The following is a 22,488-nucleotide window of genomic DNA, read 5'->3' as shown; positions in this document are numbered from 1 at the left end:
CTGCCCCATGCAGCGGGTTCGCCCATGTCGAAACTCCTTATCGAACCTTGACCTTGCCGCTGCCATCGAGCTGGGCGGTGAAGGAGACCGCACAGCGGATCCCCTCCACTTCAAGCCAACCTTCGATGGCGAACGTGAGAGTGAGCGGATCGCCGCCCTGCGGCTGCGAGACCACTTGGACGCTGCCCAAGCGCGGCTCGTAGGTTTCAATGAAGCGTCGGATCGCCTCCCTGGCCTGGGCCAAGGCGTCATGCAGGCTCAAACGCATGTCGTTGAGGTCCGGCAGCCCATAGTCGGGCAGCATCTGCACGCTGCCAGCGCGGGTGCTAAGCATCTTGCTCAGGTGGCTGGCCACCGAGGTGGTCACGCTGACTTCGCGGTCGTACTCGCTGCGTCCGGCGGCCTCACCAGCGAGGCGCTCGAACAGACTGCCGTATCCGCTCATGCACTACTCCAATCAAGCCTTGTCGAGCTTGCCGACCAGAGACAAGGTGAAATCAGCCCCCATGTACTTGAAGTGCGGGCGCACGTTCAGGCTCACGCGGTACCAGCCCGGCTCGCCTTCGACATCACTGACGGCAATGGCGGCAGCACGCAGCGGGCGACGGCCACGTACTTCTGCGCTCGGGTTCTCCTGGTCAGCCACGTACTGGCGGATCCACTTGTTCAACTCATCCTCGAGGTCGGTGCGTTCCTTCCACGCCCCCAGTTGCTCGCGCTGCAGCACCTTCAGGTAGTGTGCCAGGCGGTTGATGATCATCATGTACGGCAGCTGTGTACCGAGTTTGTAGTTCAGCTCAGCGCTCTTGGCTTCTTCACTGTTGCCGAAGAACTTGGGCTTCTGCACCGAGTTGGCAGAGAAAAACGCGGCGTTGTCGCTGCCCTTGCGCATGGTCAGGGAAATGAAACCTTCCTCGGCCAACTCGTACTCGCGGCGGTCCGATATCAGCACTTCGGTCGGGATCTTGGTCTCAATCTCGCCCATGCTCTGGAACTGATGCAGCGGCAAGTCCTCGACCGCGCCACCGCTCTGCGGCCCAATGATGTTCGGGCACCAGCGAAACTTGGCGAAGCTGTCGGTCAGGCGGGTAGCAAACGCAAAGGCGGTGTTGCCCCATAGGTAGTGCTCGTGGCTGTTGGCAACCATCTCCCGATACGCATAGGTCTTAACCGGGTTTTCTTCAGGATCGTAGGGGTTACGTAGCAGAAAGCGCGGCACGGTCAGAACCATGTAGCGCGAGTCTTCGGACTGACGAAAGCTCTGCCACTTGGCGAGGTGCGGGCCCTCGAAGTGATCCTTGAGATCCTTCAGGTTTGGCAGACCGGTGAAAGCCTCCAGGCCAAAGAACTTCGGGCCGGCGGCAGCGATAAACGGCGCGTGGGACATGCACGATACGCTTGAAACGTACTGCATCAGTTTTACGTCAGGTGCGCTGGGCGACATGAAGTAGTTGGCGATGATCGCGCCCACCGGCTGACCGCCAAACTGACCGTACTCTGCGGTGTACACATGTTTGTAGAGGCCGCCCTGCATAACTTCCGGAGAGTCTTCGAAATCGTCCAGCAAATCCTGCTTGGAGGCGTTGAGCAGCTCGAGCTTGATGTTTTCGCGAAAATCAGTGCGGTCCACCAGCATCTTCAGACCACGCCAGGAAGCTTCCAGTGACTGGAACTCGGGACTGTGCAGGATCTCGTCCATCTGTCGGCTGAGCTTGGCATCGATCTCGGCAATCATCCGGTCGACGACTGCCTTTTTGACCGGCTCGCCCTGGTTCTGCGGCTTGAGCAGCTCTTCGATGAAGGCCGAGACGCCACGCTTGGCGATGCCGTAGGCATCGTCTTCCGGGGTGAGACTGGTTTCGGCGATGATCTGATCGAGGATGCCGAACTCGGCGAGGCTTTCGGTTACTTGTTGTACTTCGGTGCTCATGGGTCAGTGTCCTTATACAGTCCGGGCTCAAGCGTGCTGCTTGGGGGAGGCATCCATGCCGAGCTCGCCCAGCACACGGTTGCGCGCTTCGTCATCAGCCAAAACGCCTTCGATAGCCTTGCGGAAGGCCGGGGCGTTGCCCAGCGGCCCCTTGAGCGCCACAAGTGCCTCGCGTAGCTCCATCAACTTTTGCAACTCCGGGACCTGCTCGACCAGGTTGGCTGGGTTGAAGTCCTGCATGGAGCAGACCTTGATTTCCACCGCCAGCTCTTCGCCTTCGGCCACGTCGTCCTGCAGGCGATTCGGCACACTGAGGGTTAGGCTCAGGCTCTGCTTGGCCAGCACATCGTCGAAGTTGTTCTTATCAATACTGACTGGCTTACGGTCCTCGATCTTGCGATCGTCGGCACGCTGGGTGAAATCACCCAGCACCAGCAGCTTGAGCGGCAACTCGATTTCTTCCTGGGCATCACCCAAGGCTGGTTTGAACGTGACGTTGATGCGTTCCTTGGGTGCTACCGAGCCTTCTTTGGCCATCGGTCTTCTCCATTTGCGGTTACGGCCCGAGGGCCTAATCGAGCACCACCTCAAGATCAAGGTGGCACAACCTGCGATAAACCTCGTCCTTGCGCTCGCGCACCTCATGGTTCTGCGGCAGCAGTTCACAGCAGTTGTGCAACAACTGCAGAACCTGCAGCACGAGCGCCGGCTCCCAGGGATCCAGTCCTGCTCCATGCAGCTGGCGATCGAGGGATTCGAGTTGGGTACGGGCCAGTTCGTACTTCTTGGCATGGTGGCAAAGCCGAGCCAGGCTAAATTGCCAAAAAAACCGCTCCCGCCCGCCCTGAGCGGACTGCATGCCCTGTTTGAGCTGCTGAACCGCAGCCTTCAGACCGTCCTCGTGCAATACAGATTGGGCAGTCTCCAGCGCCAGCTCCCAGGCTGGCAGACGCTCCTGCTCATCGGGCCCAACCAGGCGCGCGGCGACTGGGGCTGCCAGGTGCGGCAACACTGTGGCGCTTATCCAGCTCAAGGTGGCGGCGCTGGCGAACGGCTGACCATCGTGAAAACGCAGGTCGGTGATGCCTGGCAGGCGTTGCAGGAACAGCGCGAAGGTTATCTCCACCTCGCGCATAGCCGCCTCGCTGCCCAAGGCGTGCAAGCATTCCCAGGCCAAACACTGGCCATCGAACCAGAACGGCGAAAGCGCTAAGCTGGCCTCGACGTCCACCAACAGGTCAGCGTACTTGCCGGCCTCGAAGCGCTGGCGATAGTCGTTAAGCTTGTCGGTGGGCAAGCCGCGCAACGCGGTGACCTGCTCAGCGTTGCGGCCAGGTAAGCCTTCGATTGGCAACCAGGCCAGAGTGCGATTCAGCCGCAACGCCCGCAGGTCGCTTGCTTTCTGCTTCAGCCACCAGGCACCTAGCGGCCGCCCACCGTCCTGCAGGGCGCGCAAGGCCTTGTGGGCATCCTTTTCATTGTCGATGGTTGCGCCCGGCGTGACTAACTGGGTGGCGGCGTGCTTGACCTGAGCCAACATCGCACCGACGCTGCCGGGCCCAGGCTGGCCTTCGCCACCGCGCTCGACCATCTTGGCCAAGCGCCGGCACATTGGCAGGATCAGCGGCGCGTCATCGCCCAGCTGGGCGGCAAGCGTTTCGTCGAGTGCCTCAAGGTGTTCAACTATGGCACGGAACAGCAACAGCTGTTCTTTAACCGGTACGTCATCGGTCAGCGTCTGCTCCAGACGCGACATCAGCCAAACAAAGGCGCCAGCGCGGGTACGCACTTTCAGCGGGTGCAGCTCGGCCCAGTGCTGCCGGCATAGGTACCGCAACATGCCCAAGCCGGCCACCAGTCCGACGAAAGATTCGCGCTGATGCAGCGCCCAAATAAGCCACACGCAAACGCGCAGATCACGAGTCTGGTCGCGCAGCAGAACCTCGCAGCCGTCGATCACTTTGGCCCAGTCGGTGCGCCCGACATCATGCATTGCCGAGTCCTTGTTGAGTTCTTCTTCCAGCGCCTCGAATTCGTTGGAAAAGCGCACGTCCTCACCAGCGAATGCAGCACCAGAAACAGGCGATTTCACGAGTTCTAGATAACGAGTGCACAACTTATTTGAATACGCCATCCGCGGCCTTTTAACGGTTTTTTGGCGTGCCACGAGCAACCCTCCATTAAACAAGCTAATGAAGATTCGCATACTTGGAACGCTACGCCAGAGGGGCAGTTAATTGGAGCATAAATGGTGACCCAGCAAGACGCAAGCGCCCTTAAACCGCTCACTCTATTTATACATCTTGCCACCCAACGTATTTTCGAACAGGTCCGAGCACGTTAAAAACAAGCAGAATCACCCTTGAAACCTGCACCCTAGAGGCATAGAACCGATTGATTCGACGCGCGACTCAGGTCAAGTAGCAGAATCTTTCCTACACACTCGAAGGGCGAGTCCTACACGCTGCAACGAATTTTCCTACAAGATATTGGCACCTCTTAGAGTGCGCATTATTTATATGCACCATAGAAAACACCCACTCACACTCAAAGAGCTAAAAGCAGGAAATCCACAGATAGCGAACTGCGCAAAAAGTTGCGCAACCATTTACAAGAAATAGAAGATGATACCTATCAGGCACCCTTTTGACAGGCGCCGGGACACGGTGCGCAACTTCTTGCACATTGCCGCGCAGAAAGCTGCGCACATTCGCCCTGAATCCCATCATACCGACGCACTGAAAAATGTCCGACATCAACAAACCCGTGATTTTATTGGGTTTCTTAATGTATGGCATGCAACTTGATTAGAACTGGCGTGACCGGACCAGAAATACCCGGCCAATCCATACCTATTCCGCAAGGAGAGCTGCAATGCCAACACCCGCGTATCTGACCCTGCAAGGCACCAAACAAGGCCTCATGACCGCCGGCACCTTCACCCAGGACTCGGTCGGCAACATCTTCCAGGAAGGCCATGAGGACGAGATCCTGGTGCAGGCCTTCGACCACCAGGTGATCATTCCGCGTGACCCGCAGTCCGGACAGCCGACCGGCCAGCGCGTGCACAAACCACTGAAGATCACGAAGGTGTTCGATAAGTCCTCACCACTGATCTTCACTGCCCTGACGAGTGGTGAGCGCCTGAAGGAGTGCACCCTGAAGTGGTTCCGCACCTCGGCCTCCGGCACTCAAGAGCACTACTACACCATCAAGCTCGAAGACGCGATCATCGTCGACGTGCAGTCCAACATGGCTAATTGCCAAGACCCCAACATGGCGCACTTCACCCATCTGGAAGACGTCTACTTTACCTACCGCAAGATTACTTGGACCCACGAGGTCTCCGGCACGTCCGGCTCCGACGACTGGCGTACCCCGGTCTCGGTGTAACCACGCGTGAACCTGCCGACGGTACTCCGCGCCGTCGGCGCTTACCACCTCAACGCTACCTGACCTTAACGGCATTAAATGTTCAGGCAGGCAAGCCAGCGTTCTCTCACCCTCTCCATCCAGGGCACCAACGGCAACCACTTGCCGGGTCGTTCCGGCTGCTCGGGATCGCTGTCGATGCGCGCCAGCGGGGCGTAGCTGTCCGGCTCGTAGATATACAGGCTGCGCAATTGCGCTTGCTGCTCTTGCAACAGGCGCAACCCTTGCCACAGGAACGTAATGCGCTCGGTCTGACCGTTGCGGGTGACCTCTTTGCCAATTCGCCGACCCAAGCAGTCGTAGCGGTAACGCGCTTCACTTTGCAACTGTGTGCCATGCCAGGTTTCTGCACGGACCAGGCGGTTCTCGCTGTCGTAGTGGAAGCGTTGATAAGCGTCGCTGCTGTTTTTTATTGCCAGTAGAATTTAGCGAAAACATAGCGCTTGCAAATTTTATAACTAGATCCTTGCCAAAGACTTCAGGTGATTGATTACATTCTTGCCTAAAGGGTTATTAAGTGATGAGTTAAGTTTGCAGATGTTTTCATATTCATTTTTAGTCATGATAATTTCGTGCTCACAAATACAATCACAAAGCATTTCAAGTGCCAGTGGCTCCTCTCCAAAATCTATATAGCTCAATGCATAATTCAACTCCTCGGCGGAGACTCTATCATTGAATGTCTCACCAAGGCTTTTCAATTTGGTGCCAGCAACTGTAGCCATTATTTTGCCCCCGGCAAGTGTGGAACGGGTCCGTTATCTGGGAACGCAGTTACTATCCGTCCCCTTGCTGGCTGATACACTACTCTGATTTGCACTAATCAAACTGCTTTAGCGTATCACTCCGCACGTGCCAACCCTCCCTTTTTTCACGATATTTTCCGGCAGCGCGTCATCCTTGATTTTCCAACCCATTAGATTACCCTTCGTTTTTCCTTTTAGCTCAACATTTTTACCTCTTTCAGCACCCAAGGCACCAGTACTCCTTCTTGGTGAAGTCGGTTTCGTTTTCTTCCAGCAGCAGCTTGCGCCCGCTCACCGCATCGACCGGGTTGCCAAACAACGCCTCCAAATTCAAAGGGGAAAGCTGGGCTCTCGCAGCCCCAGACAAAACCTACATAATAAGATCATTCAAGATAACCCTGAACTCAATATAATAGTCAGACAGAATCTCCGATGACAATCCAGCTTCATAATTTTGTATCTCAAAGCTATCATCCTCCATAAAATTACATGATACCAAGAACAATGCATGCTGAAATGTAGACAGCACCCCTCTTAACACCTCCGGATAAATCTCTGACTTTCCATTAGCCTTATAAAGCCTCGCTAGATCTCTGCACTCACGAAGCAATCGATCCAGCCTTTCCCGGCAAAAGAAATGATTAGTATCAAGCTCATATATGAAAGATCCCTCACTTCTTGTCAAGGCCTCCAATAAAACAAACTCCTCCGTTTCGCGCAAACTATCCACAGTACCGCCCCTTCTTCGCATTATCAATTTTATTCCCGCTCAACCCATAGACGGCTTTGTGAGAGCGATTAGGTACGCTTCAGGTATGTGGTGCGGCCTTCGCCATTGGTATGGCTGGTGACCTGGCCGAGGGCATTGTAGCCATAGACATCGCAGCTGCCATCGGGCTGTTCGGTGCGCAGAATCTCACCGCCGGGCTGGCGAATCAGGCGCAGGGTCTGCTCCAGGGCATCGGTGATGCCGACCAGGTGCATTCAGTCTATCGCGCCTCACTTAGCCATAGCGACTCTGTCGCAACTTTAAAAAATAAAGAAGATTCAAAATTTACTCCATTTTTTATGGAATATGCCAACAAATTTCCATACGTAAGCCTATCCGCAATCTTCCTTTTTTAATAACTGCACTCTTCCTCAAACCACAAGAGCCTTCCGCTCTCATAAAAGATCCATTTATCCTCCCTCGACACTCTAACTAAGCGAACCACATCCCCTGAGTCGATAAGACTCATCTCCATCAAAGGGTACTCACCGCCCAGCAGACTGAACAATAAATAACTTGACTTACCACTAATCGACAAACTATAGAGCAAAGAACCCCAGCCATCCGATGAGTCCGTCAAAAAAATTAGCTTATGCTCATTTACGCTAGATTAATAGAAGACGCCTTCGCAAGGCAATGCTCCGCCCCGCTGGATGGATAACTCGACTTCCTTAACGGCCTTTCGCTTAATCACTGGATCTCTCGTCCAGTTTAAACCTCTCTGAACGGCACTTTCTATCTCACCAAAGTCACTATCCGTTATGGCAAAAACTAACGACTTATTATTAAATTGTTGAGTGGCCACTTATTATCCTCCCCGGATCATCAATCATCCAGAATCTCATAGCCATTCTCTGGGCGCAGCTGCGTTCATAAATTAAGCTTTCGCGCCCCTGTAAAAATATATCGGCCTCATTGATCCCCTCTCCCCGTTTTCGCAAAGACAGAAAACAAAATTTTCATCAACAAAGTACATGGCCGGAAACACTCCGTCCTCTCTATCAACAAGAAAATCAAGGAACCTGCCTAAGCTCGAACAAAAAACTTTGAAGCCATTACCCCTGCCTTCCACGAAAATATAACCACGCGTATCTTTATCTATATCCAGCTCAGACATGACTAGCACCCCCTGAGGAGATGCATATTGAGCCCATAAAGGTCCATGGGTATTTATATCGCCTTTTACGTAAGGCCTCCTGAAAGCAGCAAAAATAATGTTCCTGACCCTCACAGTCTCGTCATGCAAAACCACAGGGCCAAAGCACTTCACAAATTCCGGAATTAGATTATTCAAAAATTAACTCCAAACATCGAAAAATACATGCCCATCAGCCCCCTGCTTCGTCCGCCAGTTATACCACTTGATATGCTGAAGATCATTATTGAAGGGCGCTGTTGACTCTGGAGGTCGATGATATTCGTAACCATAATTACCAGTTCTAGATTGCGGTTTATTCCTCGGGAAGCCGGAGCCAAAGGCTTCTTCTATTAGCCTTTTTGCATCTCGCTGGTTTGGAACTCGTATATTATGAACATTTCCACCAACGCTATTGGTGGCGTGCCCTGTCGCCGCCCTTAATTTTTCAACTGCCGCACTCCACATCTTAGTTCCAGGACGGGTTACAGGCAATGAAGATGCCTTAGTTGGGGCACAGGTTAATCCAAGCGGATCGATCCAACCCAAAGGGTTTGGCGCATACTGGTATAGATTGAGCCCCCCCACCAACCCAATCGGATCCTGCGTCGTAAACCGCCCCACCCCCGGATCGTAATACCGAAACGTATTGTAGTGCAGCCCGTTTCCCGGTCGTGGTACTGCCCCTGAAACCGCAGGTTCTGCTCCACCCCGTTCGGCGACAGCGCCTCCAGCCCGCCCCACGCCTTGTAGTACGCCCGCCACACCACCTGCCCTTCGGCATCGGTCAGCTCTTGCGGTGTGCCGATCTGGTCCGTGTGGAACCAGTAGCACTTGCCGGGTCGTTCCGGCTGCTCGGGATCGCTGTCGATGGACGCCAGCGGGGCGTAGCTGTCCGGCTCGTAGTTGTACAGGCTGCGCAGCTGCGGTTGCTGCTCTTGCAGCAGGCGCAACCCTTGCCACAGGAACGTAATGCGCTCGGTCTGACCGTTGCGGGTGACCTCTTTGCCAATACGCCGACCCAGGCAGTCGTAGCGGTAACGCGCTTCACTTTGCAACTGTGTGCCATGCCAGGTTTCTGCACGGACCAGGCGGTTCTCGCTGTCGTAGTGAAACGCTGATACACGCCGTTAATGCTGCCCTTGCAAGCGGACCTAGGCTTGCGGGCTGAGCGCTTTTGTGCGTCCCTGTCTCGAAAGATTAGTCTTCTTCACCATCTTCAAAATGAAAATGCTCCATAGACGCACAAGTGAAACCGCCTATAAATGATGGCGTCTTATGCTTATCTTCTGTTGCAGAAAAAAGACCATTTTCAATAGCCCAATCGTACACCCCCGTATTAGCGGGGTATCTTGTAAGCACTCCGCTCAATTTATGCCGCCTTATCCATTCCCTTGCGCCCTCCAAGGAAAAAAAAACACCAGAAGGGAATCGAGCCATGGACCCATTGAATAGCCATATTTCTTTGTTATCCACTTTAGCACCTCACTCCATAGACTGATATTTGTACCACTTCTGAATCTTCCCAACCACTTTGCGAATCACGGAGCGGTTGGCATCAACCAGCATTTGTTGCTTGGATGTTAGTTGAGGCGAGCCTTTTATTGGCTTTCCTGCTTGCCCTATCTTTGCTTCAGGGCCGCCACCTTTAACATGGAGATGAGCAGGACCATGATCTCCACTTCTCGTGTAGTGCACGATCTGAACTTCGCCGTTCTTAGCAACAACCTTAGGGGGCAAGTCAGGCTCAGTATATTTACCATTGCTTTTAGTGGAAAAACAATCACCGCTAAGTCCCCAGGGATCAATCCACCCTAGCGGATTCACCGCATACTGGTAAAGATTAATCCCACCCGCCAACCCAATCGGATCCTGCGTCGTAAACCGCCCCACCCCCGGATCGTAATACCGAAACGTATTGTAGTGCAGCCCCGTTTCCCGGTCGTGGTACTGCCCCTGAAACCGCAGGTTCTGCTCCACCCCCTTCGGCGACAGCGCCTCCAGCTCGCCCCACGCCTTGTAGTACGCCCGCCACACCACCTGCCCTTCGGCATCGGTCAGCTCTTGCGGCGTGCCGATCTGGTCCGTGTGGAACCAGTAGCACTTGCCGGGTCGTTCCGGCTGCTCGGGATCGCTGTCGATGCGCGCCAGCGGGGCGTAGCTGTCCGGCTCGTAGATATACAGGCTGCGCAATTGCGCTTGCTGCTCTTGCAACAGGTGCAACCCTTGCCACAGGAACGTAATGCGCTCGGTCTGACCGTTGCGGGTGACCTCTTTGCCAATACGCCGACCCAGGCAGTCGTAGCGGTAACGCGCTTCACTTTGCAACTGTGTGCCATGCCAGGTTTCTGCACGGACCAGGCGGTTCTCGCTGTCGTAGTGAAAACGCTGATAGGCGCCGTTACTGCGGCTCTTCTCACTCAGGTTACCCCAAGCGTCATAGCTGAACCGCAGGTCACCCCAAGCTTTCAGGCGGTTGCTGGGCTGCGCCTCGAACTGCCAGGCGCCGGTGCCTCACAGGTTGCCGGCAGCGTCGTAGCGGAAGTCCTCGGCCTGTAGCTGGGGATGGCGGGGCTCACGGCTGTGCAACTGACCCACGGCGTCGTAACCGTAGTCAGTCATACCCCGGTGATTATCAGCGGTGAGCTTGAGCTCACCACCGGGGCTGTACTGATAGCGCCGATGGATCAGGGTGGACGGATGCTCCGGCGACAAATCTTTCAATCTGCATTTCTGGAAAATTCAATGGCATCAACAACCCGTTGGTTTTTCATGTTATCCAGCAAAAATTCAGAACAGCTTAATAATTCTTCCAAAGCATCCCTACCGAGAATTTCATTTACGTCAGATAACATAACCTCAAGATCAGCAACATGATCTTTAGAGTTGTTAGCAAGATCAAGCGATAAATAACGCATTTTCAGTATATCTAGCGCATTACTAGGGGCGCACTTTAACAATATTTCAAAAGCTTTCAAATGAAATATTTTTGCATATATCAAGCGCTCTAAAACTGAAATGTCCTCAGGAGAAAAGCAGCTATCCGAGCCGTCTTCCTCCCTTATTTCCCGCCACAACTTATCATACACTTCATCAAACTGCTTTAGCGTATCACTCAGCACGTCCCAACCCTCCCTTTTTTCACGATATTTTCCGGCAGCACGTCATCCTTGATTTTCCAATCCATTACATTACCCTTCGTCTTTCCTTTTAGCTCAACATTTTTACCTCTTGTATCAATATCCACATAGTAATCAGCACCCAAGGCACCAGTACTCCTTCTTATTGCATTAGGATTTCTAGGGTCTACCTTAACAGAGGTGACGCTTATACCTCCTCTTGGATCTGTCGGATCAAATCTAAAGCCAGCCTTCAGGAAATTCTTATATTCAGCCTTTGACATGAAGCGTCGAGCAATTCCGGGATTTTTAGGAATCCCATTAACAAGCCCACTACCACTTAGTCCAAGTGGATCAATCCATCCCAGCGGATTCACCGCATACTGGTAAAGATTAATCCCACCCACCAACCCAATCGGATCCTGCGTCGTAAACCGCCCCACCCCCGGATCGTAATACCGAAACGTATTGTAGTGCAGCCCCGTTTCCCGGTCGTGGTACTGCCCCTGAAACCGCAGGTTCTGCTCCACCCCGTTCGGCGACAGCGCCTCCAGCTCGCCCCAGGCCTTGTAGTACGCCCGCCACACCACCTGCCCTTCGGCATCGGTCAGCTCTTGCGGCGTACCGATCTGATCCGTGTGGAACCAGTAGCACTTGCCGGGTCGTTCCGGCTGCTCGGGATCGCTGTCGATGCGCGCCAGCGGGGCGTAGCTGTCCGGCTCGTAGATGTACAGGCTGCGCAATTGCGGTTGCTGCTCTTGCAGCAGGCGCAACCCTTGCCACAGGAACGTAATACGGCCGGTCTGACCGTTGCGGGTGACCTCTTTGCCAATACGCCGACCCAGGCAGTCGTAGCGGTAACGCGCTTCACTTTGCAACTTTATGCCATGCCAGGTTTCTGCACGGACCAGGCGGTTCTCGCTGTCGTAGTGAAAACGCTGATAGGCGCCGTTACTGCGGCTCTTCTCACTCAGGTTACCCCAAGCGTCATAGCTGAACCGCAGGTCACCCCAAGCTTTCAGGCGGTTGCTGGGCTGCGCCTCGAACTGCCAGGCGCCGGTGCCGCACAGGTTGCCGGCAGCGTCGTAGCGGAAGTCCTCGGCCTGTAGCTGGGGATGGCGGGGCTCACGGCTGTGCAACTGACCCACGGCGTCGTAACCGTAGTCAGTCATACCCCGGTGATTATCAGCGGTGAGCTTGAGCTCACCACCGGGGCTGTACTGATAGCGCCGATGGATCAGGGTGGACGGATGCTCCGGCGAACCCAGCAGCCGGCTGCCCTGCTCCTGCAACTCAGCCAACGCCTCGTGTGGCAAGCGGACCGCCCCTTGCCACTGCTTGCGACCGATGGCGTCATAACCGAAGCGGCTGGTGAGCGCACCTTGGCTGCGCAGGGTTTCCCGGTGCAACGCGTCGCGTTCGAAGTCGCTGACCAGCAGGCCATCCAGGTTGATCTGGTGCAGGTGACCGCTGCCGTAGTACAGGTGATTGAGCTGGCGGCCGTCGGGCAAGGTCAGGGTGGTCAGGTTGCCCAACGCGTCGTACTGGTAGCCGAGTATGCCTTGCGCACTGTGCTCTTCGGTCAGGCGACCGCTTGCGTCATAAGCAAACGCCAGGCGCTCGGGCTCGATGCCCAAAGCTTTGCCGGCCGTGCTGGGCCGGCGCTCGATGGCCGTGAGGCGATCGGCTTCGTCGTAGTGATACGCCAGATGGCTGTCCGCCGTGGTGCGGCTCACCAGGCGACCGACCGCGTCATGCTCGAACTGCTGGGTTCGACTGAGCGCTTGCAGGCCCTGCTCGGCAGTTTCCTCCAGTTCGGCCAGGGTACCGCTGACGCTATAGCGGTAACGAAGGCGCAGGCCATCGACGCGCACTTCTTCCTGCAAGCGGTCACTGGCGTCGTAGCTGAAGCGATAGGCAGCCTGGTTCTCGTTGACCAGCCGTATCAGGCGCTGGGCGTCGTCATACTGGTAGTGCACCTGCTGCCCGCGTGCATCCTTGCGCCGTTTCGGCAGGCCGCGGGCGGTACGCTCCAGGTATGTGGTGCGGCCATCGCCATTGGTATGGCTGGTGACCTGGCCCAGGGCATTGTAGCCATAGACATCGCAGCTGCCATCGGGCTGTTCGATGCGCAGAATCTCACCGCCGGGCTGGCGAATCAGGCGCAGGGTCTGCTCCAGGGCATCGGTGATGCCGACCAGATGCAGGCGCTCATCGTAGTCGTAGCGCGTGCGCTGTCCGGAACAATCCTGATGCTGTAGCACCTGGCCCAACGCGCTCCAGGTCAGGTGCGTGATGTTGCCTTGGGGGTCGTAACGGGTGTGCGGCAGGCCGTCGTCGGTATTGAGGTAGCGGGTGGTCTGGCCCAGCGGATCGATGCTTTCCAATAAAATGCCGCTACGGTCGTAGATCCATTGCTCGCGGCTGCCGTCCGGGCGCTCGATGGCGGTCAACAGGCTGGTATCAAGGTGATAGGCGTAGCGTGTGGAACGGCCCAACGGATCGGTTTCTTCCACCAGGCGGGACAGGTCGTCATAGACCAGCTTGAGTGTATTGCCATCGGGCAACGTCACCCCGGTCGTGTTCCCCGCGTCGTCCAGTTCGGTCCGATAGTGCTCGCCACCGAAGTCTTGACTGGCGATAACGCGACGCTGGTCGTTGTAGTGAACCTTCGCGCGCCGGCCGAGGGCATCGACGATGGTGGTTTCGCGCTTTTCGAGATCATAGAAAAAGCGGTAGCGCTCGCCGTCGCTGGTCCAGTGCTCAGCCACACGCAGAACACCGTCGGATAACGTCGCCCAGCGGTACTCGCAGGTTAGGCCCAAGGCGTTCTCATGAGCGGTCATCACCCCCTGTTGGTAGGTGAAGCGCCGGATGTGTGCGCCATTGCGGTCGGTAACCTGCGCCAGTTGGCCATGGCCGTCGTACCGATAATGCACCAAGGTCTCCACCGGGGAGTTGGCCACCACCCGTTCGACACGGCTCAGACGGTCGTCGCGGTGGTCGTAGCACAGGTGCAGGCGAATGCCGCCCGTGGCGCAGATGTCATTCAAGCGCTGTTGGCGGTCGTAACAAAAATTGAGGTAGTGGCCTAGAGCGTTTTCCACCCGACGCAACGGCGCAGGGTCGCCGTCTACAGGCACTTCGCCAAAGTAGAAGAAATGGTTGTCCAGGGTTTGCAGCAGGAAATGGCCACCCTCCGTGCACACCAGGAAGAACTGCTGATCGGTGAGGTACAGGCGCTCGCCCGGCGCAAGGGTTGGCAGCGGCAGTTCGCGGCCCTGGTTGTCGCGCAGCAGCAGTTGCTCACCCTCCAGGCGCAGGCTTTGCTCCCAAGGCAAGACCCAACCGCGACCGAGTAGGCCTTCGTGGTTCAGGTCGCTGGCGTAGAAACGCGACCACACCACCGGCATCAGCCCCGGCAGGGTGAAGTCGGTTTCGTTTTCTTCCAGCAGCAGCTTGCGCCCGCTCACCGCATCGACCGGGTTGCCGAACAAGCCGCCAAAGGCACGACTGATTGCTGGGCCGACGACAAAGCGACCCGCCACTTCGCCAGCGGCAAACCCGGCAGCGAACTTCAAGGCACAGGGCGTGAACACCTTGAGGCCGGACTTACCAGCCATCAATGCCAGCTTGGCTATTCCCACGGCAGATCCCGCCAGCGCCATGAGGATGTCCACCGTGGTGCGCAGCCATTCCGGCACCTCGTCCTGGATCTCGAGATATTGCTCGCGCTCTGCGCCAATGAAGGTGTTTGCCGAACCGCTGTCGATGACCCCGCCACAGGTCAGCTTGTCGCCCTTACGGGCAGCCGGCAGACCGTTATAGAACACCTTTGCCGAACCTTCGGCCACCAGCGGCCTGGGGTTCGGGTGCTTTTTGCAATCAGCCTCGCTGCCCTCGACTTGTGCGGCTTTAAAACCATTGATGAAGACGTTGGGTGAGCCTGTCTCGATACCACCGGCGGGCGTGCTGAACATCTTGCCTGCGGCTTCGCCGAAGGAGGTCAGTACCATCCCCCCTACCCCGGCCAACAGCCCTGCGATCAACGCCACGCCCAAGCCACAGGTGGCCGTGGCGAATGCCACCGCGACGATCAGTGCCAACCCAAGTGCCGCGCCTACCAGAAAGCCTGCCAAGGCGCTGGTGTGAGCAATTTCATCGTGCAGCCGCGCCGCTTCGAACATGCGAACGCCTCCCTGTGCGTCTGCCACGCGGGACAGTTGAGTTTCCTTTAGGGTGTGGTCGGTGCCGACGAGTGCGGCTGAAAGCTGGCCAACACATCTGCCCAAAGCTGGTTCAGTTGATCGTCAAACGGGCTTTTGCTGGTACCGGAAAACACCAGGGCCCGATCCGTCGATATCAGGAACACTGCCTGGCGTTGGTAGATGGTCTGGCCATCGCTCTGGTAGTGGGCATCAACCTGCAGACCGGGCAGTGCTGATTGCGCACCCAACAGGGCGTCGCGGGTACTTTGCCGCTTGAACTTGCGCAACTTGGCGGCGATCAGACCGACCTGGCGGTCGATGTAGTCAGACAGCACTTCACCTGGCAGGGTCGTGTCACGCGCAACGGTCAGGCTGAATGAGGCAGGCACGGTGCTACCAGGGATGAACATATTGACGCTGCGGTCTTGAAAAGTGGCCGGCAGGGTGACCCGGCCTTCCTGGAGTAGGTAGTCCATAACAAATGAATTTCCTGGGGTGTTTACGTTTCTAGTCAGGTTGCCGGCTTGGGCGGATCGGTGAAGATGGCGTTGACGTTGGACTCTATGGTGCCCTTGATGCCGTCTGCTCCCGGCGCGGTGGCTGCGGCACCGCCGGGCATGTTGAGATTCAGATCACCGCCGGTATTGATCTCGCCATCGCCGCTGACGGTGAGGTTGAACTGAACGCCAGAGAGATTGATGCGGCCGTCAGCATGCATTTCCAGAACGCTCTGCCCGCAAACCAGCCTAATCTGCTCGCCGGCTTCCATGAGATAGCCGGTACCAACGCTATCGAGCTTGGCGCCACCAACACGCAAGGTGTCATCTACCTTCACCGCACATGCGCGGTTCTGGCCGATCATGATGGTTTCGTCCTGGCCTATGTTGTGCAGGCGGTTCACGCCAACGCAGTGAGTCTCGTTGTTCTCGACCACACAGTCCTGATCGCGCTGGGCATGGATGTAGATTTGCTCCTGGCCGGCGCGATCCTCGATGCGCAGTTCGTTGAAACCGCCCCCGCCTGGCGTGCTGCTGGTCTTGAACACCGTGCGGGTCTTGTTGGCAGGCAGGTCATAGGGCACGAGGTGCTCGGCATGATGCAGGCAGCCGCTAATGATGGGCTGGTCTGGATCGCCCTCGAGAAAGCTGACGACCACTTCCATTCCCACTCGGGGGACAGCGATAGCCCCATAGCGGCTACCAGCCCAGGAGGAGGCAACACGGACCCAACAACTGCTGTTGTCGTTGTACTGGTCACTGCGATCCCAGAAGAACTGCACCTTCACCCGCCCATACTGGTCGCAATAGATTTCTTCCCCTGGCGGGCCAGTGACCACGGCGGTCTGTGTTGCCAGGGCCAAGGGTTTGCGATGACAAGCCGGTGGTCGATAGAACACATCCCAGGGTGTGGCAGTGAACCAGTTGCGGTAACCCTGCTGGAAGCCGTCACCCACCTCGACCTGGCTGCTGATGGACTCTTCGAGCACTTGCGGCTGCCGCCCTTCATGGCGAACGCTGCCAAGCAGCCACAGATCGTTCCACTCCTGCCGAGGGTGATCGGACAGCTCCAAGAAATAGCCGCTGCGCAAGGTCGGCTGATCGCCATCGCCTTCTGCCAAGGCGTAATCGGCTCGGTCTCGTTCCAGGATGCGCTTGGACAGGTGCTTGCCGCGAAGTCGATCAGCGAACCGTCCTGGGTACTCATAACGCTCCAGAACTGCAGCTGCTTCGCTGCCGGTCTGCGCTTGCATCTGTAAACGCGGCTTCTCGAAGTTGTAATCCCTGTGAGCCACATGGCTGATGCGTGCTGCTATGCGCTTGCCGAAGCGTTTGATGACTGGCTCGTCGGCTACCAACCCGGTGTCCTGGGCGTAAGCCGTTGGCCGGCCGAGCTTGGTGAAGACGGTCTGGTCATCGCCGAAAATCAGATGATGGCCATCTGCATGGTGCTGGAAATGGTAATGGATGCCTTCCTCTTCGCAGAGGCGATGCAGGAAGTGCAGATCGGACTCTCCGTACTGCACACAGTAATTCCGCTCAGGGTAAGGGGTCGGCCCAAAGTGGAAATGGCAAACATCAGCGAGAATGCCATGCTCCTTCAGCACCTGCACAATGATCTGCTGCACCGTCATCGCCTGGAAAATCCGGTGATTAGTGCGCAAATCCAGATAGGCAATACAGGGCACTAGGGTCAATGAATAGCGCGTCAGCCGCTTACCGGATTCACCCTGGCCTACCTGATGAATCAATCCGTGAATCCCTTCACCAGCGAACCCGAAGCTCAGGAAAGCCGGCTGATCGAGCAGGGCCTCCAAATCCAGATCTGCACGTCGGCTGACGCAATCGACGTGGAAACTGTACGGCGTACTGATTGCCTCCTCACCGGTGAAGGCCAGCACCTGCAGGTCATGGCTGGCAGCAGGAATAGTCAAGGTGAACTGAGCGGCGTTGGCAGGCTTGAACATCCACTGTCCTCGAACGGAAGCTTTGAGGTCGCGGACTCTAACCCGATTTCTACTGCGCAAAAATTTGCTCACTCGACCTACAGGCCTTACGCCGTAAGGGGTGAAGCCATATTGTAAGAATTTATCTCGAAGCCGCCGGCGCCGTCAGTTTGATTGAAAACACACCTTTTGCCACTGTTTAAGATCAGTTACGTCTGGGCGCTGCGCGGCCTTTGCGCATGTCTGACTCACTGGGCCTGTCCCGTGACAAGGGACGCCAAGAAGCGATACTTACATCGCTATCTTGCAGGTTGCCATGTACCCGACCACTCGCCGCAACTACACCGATGAGTTCAAGAGCCGTTCGATCGGCTCCAGCGTGCTTTGCCGCCCCCGTTTGAGGCTCAATGCCCTCAAGGCTCCCAGTCGTTGAAAACAGAACGAAAGGAGTTCTCGGACGCCGAACAGGCAGCCAGGCGAGCCTCACGGGGTCGGCGCGAGGATCGACACCCGGGGAAACCAGCGCACGCGCTTGGTCCTGCGCCTCCCTCGCCTCCTTGAGGCTGAAGGCTGGATAGACGCCCATTGATATCCGGGCTTGCTTGCCCGACCAATAGAAACGGAAGTGCCACTGCTTGGCACCTATGGCACCGACGAACAGTGCACGGCCAGCAGTGTCTTTGAGGGTGAAGTTCTTGCCGGTCGGCTTTGCTTGGCGGACGGCAGTGTCGGACAAGGGCATGTGTACATCTCCCGGTCTCGTAAGGTCGAGGAGATGTATATCGATGCCCAAGCCCCAGCTCAGCCATCAACCCGCCACGCCAACTACCCGGAATCGCTGTACTTAAAAATGTACTGGAATTTCGTGGCTGCTGGTGGATTCAGGCAGACTGCGCTGGAACGAAAAAAGGCCCCGAAGGGCCTTTTTTCAACGATTTACAGAGTTCGAGTTAAACCTGTAGATCTTTATTTGGAGCGGGAAACGAGACTCGAACTCGCGACCCCGACCTTGGCAAGGTCGTGCTCTACCAACTGAGCTATTCCCGCGTCGTGATGGGTGCCATTCTAGCGATTTCTAAAACAGCGTCAACCCCTTGATTCAAAAAAAGTTTATTTCTGTTCAGAGCCTTCGCGCAGGTGCGGCCAGGCGGCCAACAGGTAGTGCACCATCGACCACAGCGTCAGCCCCGCAGCCACCAGCAGCAGCCCGTAGCCCAGGATTACCCAGAAGGTCACCGCCGGCGGGTTGCCCAGCAGGATCACCAGCGCCAGCATCTGCGCCGCAGTCTTCCACTTACCGAGGTTGGACACCGCCACATGCGCCCGCGCGCCCAGCTCGGCCATCCACTCGCGCAACGCCGACACCACGATTTCGCGGCCGATGATGACCGCCGCCGGCAGGGTCAGCCAGAAATTGGCGTGGGTCTGCACCAGCAGCACCAGGGCGACCGCCACCATCAGCTTGTCGGCCACCGGGTCCAGGAAGGCGCCGAACGGCGTGCTCTGCTGCAGGCGTCGCGCCAGGTAGCCGTCCAGCCAGTCGGTGGCGGCGGCAACGGCAAACACGCTGCTGGCGGCCATGTAGCTCCACTGATAGGGCATATAGAACAGCAGAATGAAGCACGGAATGAGCAGGACGCGTAGAACGGTGAGCAGGTTTGGAATATTCATCGGTACGACTGGCTGCAAGTTGAGCCCGGCATTCTACTCGCTATGCAGGCTGGCATAAATCGACTCGGCAAGCTTTTTACTGATGCCGGGGGCTTTGGCGATTTCATCGATACTGGCGCGGTTGAGCTCCTGCAGGCCGCCGAAATGTTTCAGCAGGTCGCGCCGACGCTTGGGCCCGACCCCGGCCACATCCTCCAGGCTGGACACCCGGCGGGCCTTGCCGCGACGAGCGCGGTGCCCGGTAATGGCAAATCGGTGGGCTTCGTCGCGGATCTGCTGAATCAGGTGCAGGGCCGGTGAATCACCTTTCAGTGTGAACTCGTGGTGCACGTCATTCAGGTACAGGGTTTCAAAGCCGGCCTTGCGGGTCACACCCTTGGCCACGCCAAGCAGGGTCAGGTCGGTGAAGCCCAGTTCCTGCATCACATCGCGGGCCATGTTCAGCTGCCCCTTGCCGCCGTCCACCAGCAACACGTCGGGCAGCTTGCCCTCACCGTCCTTGATACGCCCGTACCGGCGGGTCAGGGCCTGGTGCATGGCGGCGTAGTCATCGCCGGCTGTGACACCTTCGATGTTGAAGCGGCGATAGTCGGACTTCAGCGCGCCTTCAGGGCCGAATACCACGCAACTGGCCACGGTGGCTTCGCCACTGGAATGACTGATGTCATAGCATTCAAGCCGCTGCGGCACCTCGTCCAGGCCCAGCACTTCGGCCAAAGCCTCGAAACGCGCGGCCATGTGCTGGCGGTTGGCCAGGCGCGCATTCAACGCCTGCTCGGCATTGGTCACTGCCAACTGCTGCCAGCGGGCGCGTGTACCACGTACCCGGTGGCTGATGGTCAGCTCACGGCCACGCAGCGTGTGCAGCGCTTCGGTAATGGCATCGAAGTCTTCGTGAACGACGTTGACGATCAACTCGCCGGGCAGTTCGCGTTCTGCGTTACCCAGGTAGTACTGGGAAAGGAATGCGGCCATCACCTCGGCCACCTCCTCCTCGATGCCCACCTGCGGGAAGAAGTTCTTGCTGCCCAGCACCCGGCCGCCGCGCACGCTGATCAGGTGCACGCAGGCACCACCCGGGTTGACGAAGGCGGCGATGACATCGACCTCACCACTGCCGCCCTCGATGTACTGCTGGTCCTGCACGCGGCGCAACAAGGCGATCTGGTCGCGCAACTCGGCTGCCTTTTCGAAGTTGAGGGCCATGGCGGCCTTCTCCATTTCGGCGTTCAACTCGTTGCCCAATTGCTGGCTGCGGCCTTCGAGGAACATGACCGAGTGGCGCACGTCGTCGGCGTATTCTTCGGCGGTGACCAGGTCGGTGCACGGCCCTTTGCAGCGTTTGATCTGGTACTGCAGGCACGGCCGGGTGCGGTTGGCGTAGTAGCTGTCTTCGCACTGGCGCACCGAGAAGGCCTTTTGCAGCAAGCTGAGGCTTTCGCGGATGGCCCCGGCGCTGGGGTAAGGGCCAAAGTAGCGGCCCTTGGCCTTCTTCGCCCCACGGTGAATGCCCAGCCGCGGGAACTCGCCATCGGACAGGAACACATAGGGGTAAGATTTATCGTCGCGCAGCAGGATGTTGTAGGGTGGCCGCCATTCCTTGATCAGGTTCTGCTCCAGCAGCAACGCCTCGGTTTCGTTGGCGGTGATGGTGGTTTCGACCTGGGCGATACGCGCTACCAACGCAGCGGTCTTGGGCGCCAGGCCAGTCTTGCGGAAATAACTGGCCAGGCGTTTCTTCAGGTTCTTGGCCTTGCCCACATAAAGCAGCCGGGCTTCGGCGTCGAACATCCGGTAAACGCCCGGGCGACCGCTGCAGGTCGCCAGGAATGCGCTGGCATCAAAGACTTGGGACATGAGGTTTTACAGGCTTGCGTCAACCATACCGTGGCGAACGGCCAGCAACGTCAGTTCAACGTCGCTGGTGACCGAGAGTTTTTCAAAGATCCGATAACGGTAAGTATTGACGGTCTTGGGCGAGAGGCACAACTTGTCGGAGATGATCTGCACTTTCTGGCAGCCGACAATCATCAGGGCAATCTGGATTTCCCGCTCGGACAGCGCGTCGAACGGCGAGCCCTGTGGCTGGAACGGTTTCAGCGCCAGCTGCTGGGCAATCTGCGGGCTGATGTAGCGCTGGCCGGCAAACGCCAGGCGGATGGCCTGGACCATTTCATCGAGGCCTGCGCCCTTGGTCAGGTAGCCGGCAGCGCCGGCCTGCAACAAGCGGGTGGGGAATGGGTCTTCCTCGCACACAGTCACGGCGACCACCTTGATGTCCGGATGGCTGCGCAGCAGTTTGCGGGTGGCCTCCAGGCCGCCGATGCCGGGCATTTTCACGTCCATCAGCACCACATCCGGCTTCAGCTCGCGGGCCAGCTTCAGTGCCGACTCGCCTGAATCACCCTCACCCACCACCTGCAGGCCATCAATGTCGGCCAGCATGCGGGTAATACCGGTTCGTACCAGATCGTGATCGTCGACCACTAAGACCCTAATCAAGCACACACCTCGTCAGCAGGGCGATTGGATCCCGCCACCTTAACAAAATTTTTCACAGTGGGCCTAACGCATTACTTCCGTAAGAAAGGTCTTACGCTCCACGGCGAGGGGCCGCACTGTTTGCCGGTGGTTATCACGGCCAGCCAGGCGCCGCAGCAAGTGCCAGAGCGCCGCCTGGTCGTCAGGCGACAATTGCCGGAATGCCCCAAGCAAACCGGACTCATCCGTATTCGAGCCTTCGACCGGTACCGGGGTGCGGATACCGCTGAGCACGTACAGCGCATCTACGCCCTTGGCCGCCAGGGCTGCCAGGTAATCAGCCCGCGGCGTGCGCTCGCCACTTTCGTATTTACCTTGTGCGTTGGGTTCTACACCACCGATATCGCCAAACACACGCTGAGTCATGCCCAGCCGCTCACGCTCTTCCCGCAGCCGCGGACCGATTCCATTCATGGGGGCTTCTCCTCTACCCTGATATCCCTCAGGCACGGGTTGGCACCTTGCCGCCAGCCGGAGCATATGGATCCACTATG

Annotated in this window: 23 protein-coding genes and 1 tRNA gene; 1 reads left to right on the top strand and 23 read right to left on the bottom strand. The window is 57.3% G+C overall.

Annotated features, from left to right (window positions below):
- Nucleotides 1–37: 37 nt before the first annotated feature.
- Genes tssE through tssA form a run of 4 tightly spaced genes read right to left on the bottom strand, consistent with a single transcriptional unit; the run spans nucleotide 38 to nucleotide 4,064 of the window.
- Nucleotides 38–445: a type VI secretion system baseplate subunit TssE gene (tssE, locus tag OO258_RS20550; RefSeq protein WP_110744679.1), complete on the bottom strand. Its 408-nt coding sequence runs from the start codon at nucleotides 443–445 to the stop codon at nucleotides 38–40.
- 12 nt (nucleotides 446–457) lie between these two features.
- The gene (gene tssC / locus OO258_RS20545) at nucleotides 458–1,930 is read right to left on the bottom strand and encodes a type VI secretion system contractile sheath large subunit (protein ID WP_266032217.1); all 1,473 of its coding nucleotides are present in this window, start codon (nucleotides 1,928–1,930) and stop codon (nucleotides 458–460) included.
- Between the two features lie 27 nt (nucleotides 1,931–1,957).
- Entirely contained in the window at nucleotides 1,958–2,467 is a 510-nt protein-coding gene (tssB, locus tag OO258_RS20540; protein WP_266032216.1) for a type VI secretion system contractile sheath small subunit, read from the bottom strand.
- A 34-nt stretch (nucleotides 2,468–2,501) separates the two neighbouring features.
- Nucleotides 2,502–4,064 (bottom strand): type VI secretion system protein TssA, encoded by a 1,563-nt coding sequence (gene tssA, locus OO258_RS20535; RefSeq protein ID WP_266032238.1) that lies wholly within the window; start codon nucleotides 4,062–4,064, stop codon nucleotides 2,502–2,504.
- Between the two features lie 740 nt (nucleotides 4,065–4,804).
- On the opposite strand from tssA, the gene OO258_RS20530 reads away from it, so the two are divergent.
- On the top strand, nucleotides 4,805–5,323 hold the full coding sequence (locus OO258_RS20530) for an Hcp family type VI secretion system effector (protein ID WP_110744683.1): 519 nt from the start codon (nucleotides 4,805–4,807) through the stop codon (nucleotides 5,321–5,323).
- Between the two features lie 74 nt (nucleotides 5,324–5,397).
- Here OO258_RS20530 and OO258_RS20525 read toward each other — a convergent pair whose 3' ends face one another.
- From OO258_RS20525 to OO258_RS20440, 19 genes are all read right to left on the bottom strand, one after another.
- Nucleotides 5,398–5,688, bottom strand: a complete 291-nt coding sequence (locus OO258_RS20525; RefSeq protein ID WP_266032215.1) for a hypothetical protein — start codon at nucleotides 5,686–5,688, stop codon at nucleotides 5,398–5,400.
- Nucleotides 5,689–5,820: 132 nt separating this feature from the next.
- Nucleotides 5,821–6,087, bottom strand: a complete 267-nt coding sequence (locus OO258_RS27755) for a MafI family immunity protein (protein ID WP_416309226.1) — start codon at nucleotides 6,085–6,087, stop codon at nucleotides 5,821–5,823.
- Nucleotides 6,088–6,906: 819 nt separating this feature from the next.
- Nucleotides 6,907–7,092, bottom strand: coding sequence for a hypothetical protein (locus OO258_RS20520; RefSeq protein WP_266032214.1), 186 nt, complete (start codon nucleotides 7,090–7,092; stop codon nucleotides 6,907–6,909).
- A gap of 662 nt (nucleotides 7,093–7,754) precedes the next feature.
- Complete coding sequence (locus tag OO258_RS20515) at nucleotides 7,755–8,171, bottom strand: hypothetical protein (protein ID WP_266032213.1); 417 nt, start codon at nucleotides 8,169–8,171, stop codon at nucleotides 7,755–7,757.
- 3 nt (nucleotides 8,172–8,174) lie between these two features.
- Nucleotides 8,175–8,636, bottom strand: coding sequence for an RHS repeat-associated core domain-containing protein (locus OO258_RS27750; protein ID WP_416309225.1), 462 nt, complete (start codon nucleotides 8,634–8,636; stop codon nucleotides 8,175–8,177).
- Nucleotides 8,534–9,070, bottom strand: a complete 537-nt coding sequence (locus OO258_RS20510; protein WP_416309224.1) for an RHS repeat domain-containing protein — start codon at nucleotides 9,068–9,070, stop codon at nucleotides 8,534–8,536. The genes OO258_RS27750 and OO258_RS20510 overlap by 103 nt, the downstream gene beginning before the upstream one ends.
- Nucleotides 9,071–9,212: 142 nt before the next feature.
- Entirely contained in the window at nucleotides 9,213–9,488 is a 276-nt protein-coding gene (locus OO258_RS20505) for a hypothetical protein (protein ID WP_266032212.1), read from the bottom strand.
- A gap of 9 nt (nucleotides 9,489–9,497) precedes the next feature.
- Entirely contained in the window at nucleotides 9,498–10,340 is an 843-nt protein-coding gene (locus tag OO258_RS20500) for an RHS repeat domain-containing protein (protein WP_266032211.1), read from the bottom strand.
- Between the two features lie 186 nt (nucleotides 10,341–10,526).
- The gene (locus tag OO258_RS20490) at nucleotides 10,527–10,736 is read right to left on the bottom strand and encodes a hypothetical protein (protein ID WP_266032210.1); all 210 of its coding nucleotides are present in this window, start codon (nucleotides 10,734–10,736) and stop codon (nucleotides 10,527–10,529) included.
- Nucleotides 10,733–11,134 (bottom strand): hypothetical protein, encoded by a 402-nt coding sequence (locus OO258_RS20485; protein WP_266032209.1) that lies wholly within the window; start codon nucleotides 11,132–11,134, stop codon nucleotides 10,733–10,735. Before OO258_RS20485 ends, OO258_RS20490 begins: the two co-directional genes overlap by 4 nt.
- Nucleotides 11,128–15,318, bottom strand: coding sequence for an RHS repeat-associated core domain-containing protein (locus OO258_RS20480; protein ID WP_266032208.1), 4,191 nt, complete (start codon nucleotides 15,316–15,318; stop codon nucleotides 11,128–11,130). Before OO258_RS20480 ends, OO258_RS20485 begins: the two co-directional genes overlap by 7 nt.
- Nucleotides 15,319–15,365: 47 nt before the next feature.
- Nucleotides 15,366–15,815, bottom strand: coding sequence for a DcrB-related protein (locus OO258_RS20475; protein WP_110744687.1), 450 nt, complete (start codon nucleotides 15,813–15,815; stop codon nucleotides 15,366–15,368).
- A 35-nt stretch (nucleotides 15,816–15,850) separates the two neighbouring features.
- A complete protein-coding gene (locus OO258_RS20470) occupies nucleotides 15,851–17,803 on the bottom strand; it encodes a type VI secretion system tip protein VgrG (protein WP_266032207.1) in 1,953 nt (650 codons plus the stop codon).
- A gap of 184 nt (nucleotides 17,804–17,987) precedes the next feature.
- A complete protein-coding gene (locus tag OO258_RS20465; protein ID WP_266032206.1) occupies nucleotides 17,988–18,524 on the bottom strand; it encodes an Arm DNA-binding domain-containing protein in 537 nt (178 codons plus the stop codon).
- Nucleotides 18,525–18,753: 229 nt separating this feature from the next.
- Nucleotides 18,754–18,829, bottom strand: a tRNA-Gly gene (locus OO258_RS20460).
- 63 nt (nucleotides 18,830–18,892) lie between these two features.
- On the bottom strand, nucleotides 18,893–19,453 hold the full coding sequence (gene pgsA / locus OO258_RS20455) for a CDP-diacylglycerol--glycerol-3-phosphate 3-phosphatidyltransferase (protein ID WP_016488197.1): 561 nt from the start codon (nucleotides 19,451–19,453) through the stop codon (nucleotides 18,893–18,895).
- Between the two features lie 33 nt (nucleotides 19,454–19,486).
- The gene (gene uvrC, locus OO258_RS20450; RefSeq protein WP_266032205.1) at nucleotides 19,487–21,310 is read right to left on the bottom strand and encodes an excinuclease ABC subunit UvrC; all 1,824 of its coding nucleotides are present in this window, start codon (nucleotides 21,308–21,310) and stop codon (nucleotides 19,487–19,489) included.
- Nucleotides 21,311–21,316: 6 nt separating this feature from the next.
- On the bottom strand, nucleotides 21,317–21,955 hold the full coding sequence (gene uvrY, locus OO258_RS20445; protein WP_003251380.1) for a UvrY/SirA/GacA family response regulator transcription factor: 639 nt from the start codon (nucleotides 21,953–21,955) through the stop codon (nucleotides 21,317–21,319).
- A gap of 63 nt (nucleotides 21,956–22,018) precedes the next feature.
- A complete protein-coding gene (locus OO258_RS20440; protein ID WP_266032204.1) occupies nucleotides 22,019–22,408 on the bottom strand; it encodes a helix-turn-helix domain-containing protein in 390 nt (129 codons plus the stop codon).
- Between the last annotated feature and the right edge of the window lie 80 nt (nucleotides 22,409–22,488).

The organism is Pseudomonas sp. DCB_BI (assembly GCF_026240995.1).
In the GTDB taxonomy this organism is placed as follows: Bacteria; Pseudomonadota; Gammaproteobacteria; order Pseudomonadales; family Pseudomonadaceae; genus Aquipseudomonas.
This window is presented reverse-complemented; position numbering and strand designations above follow the sequence as displayed.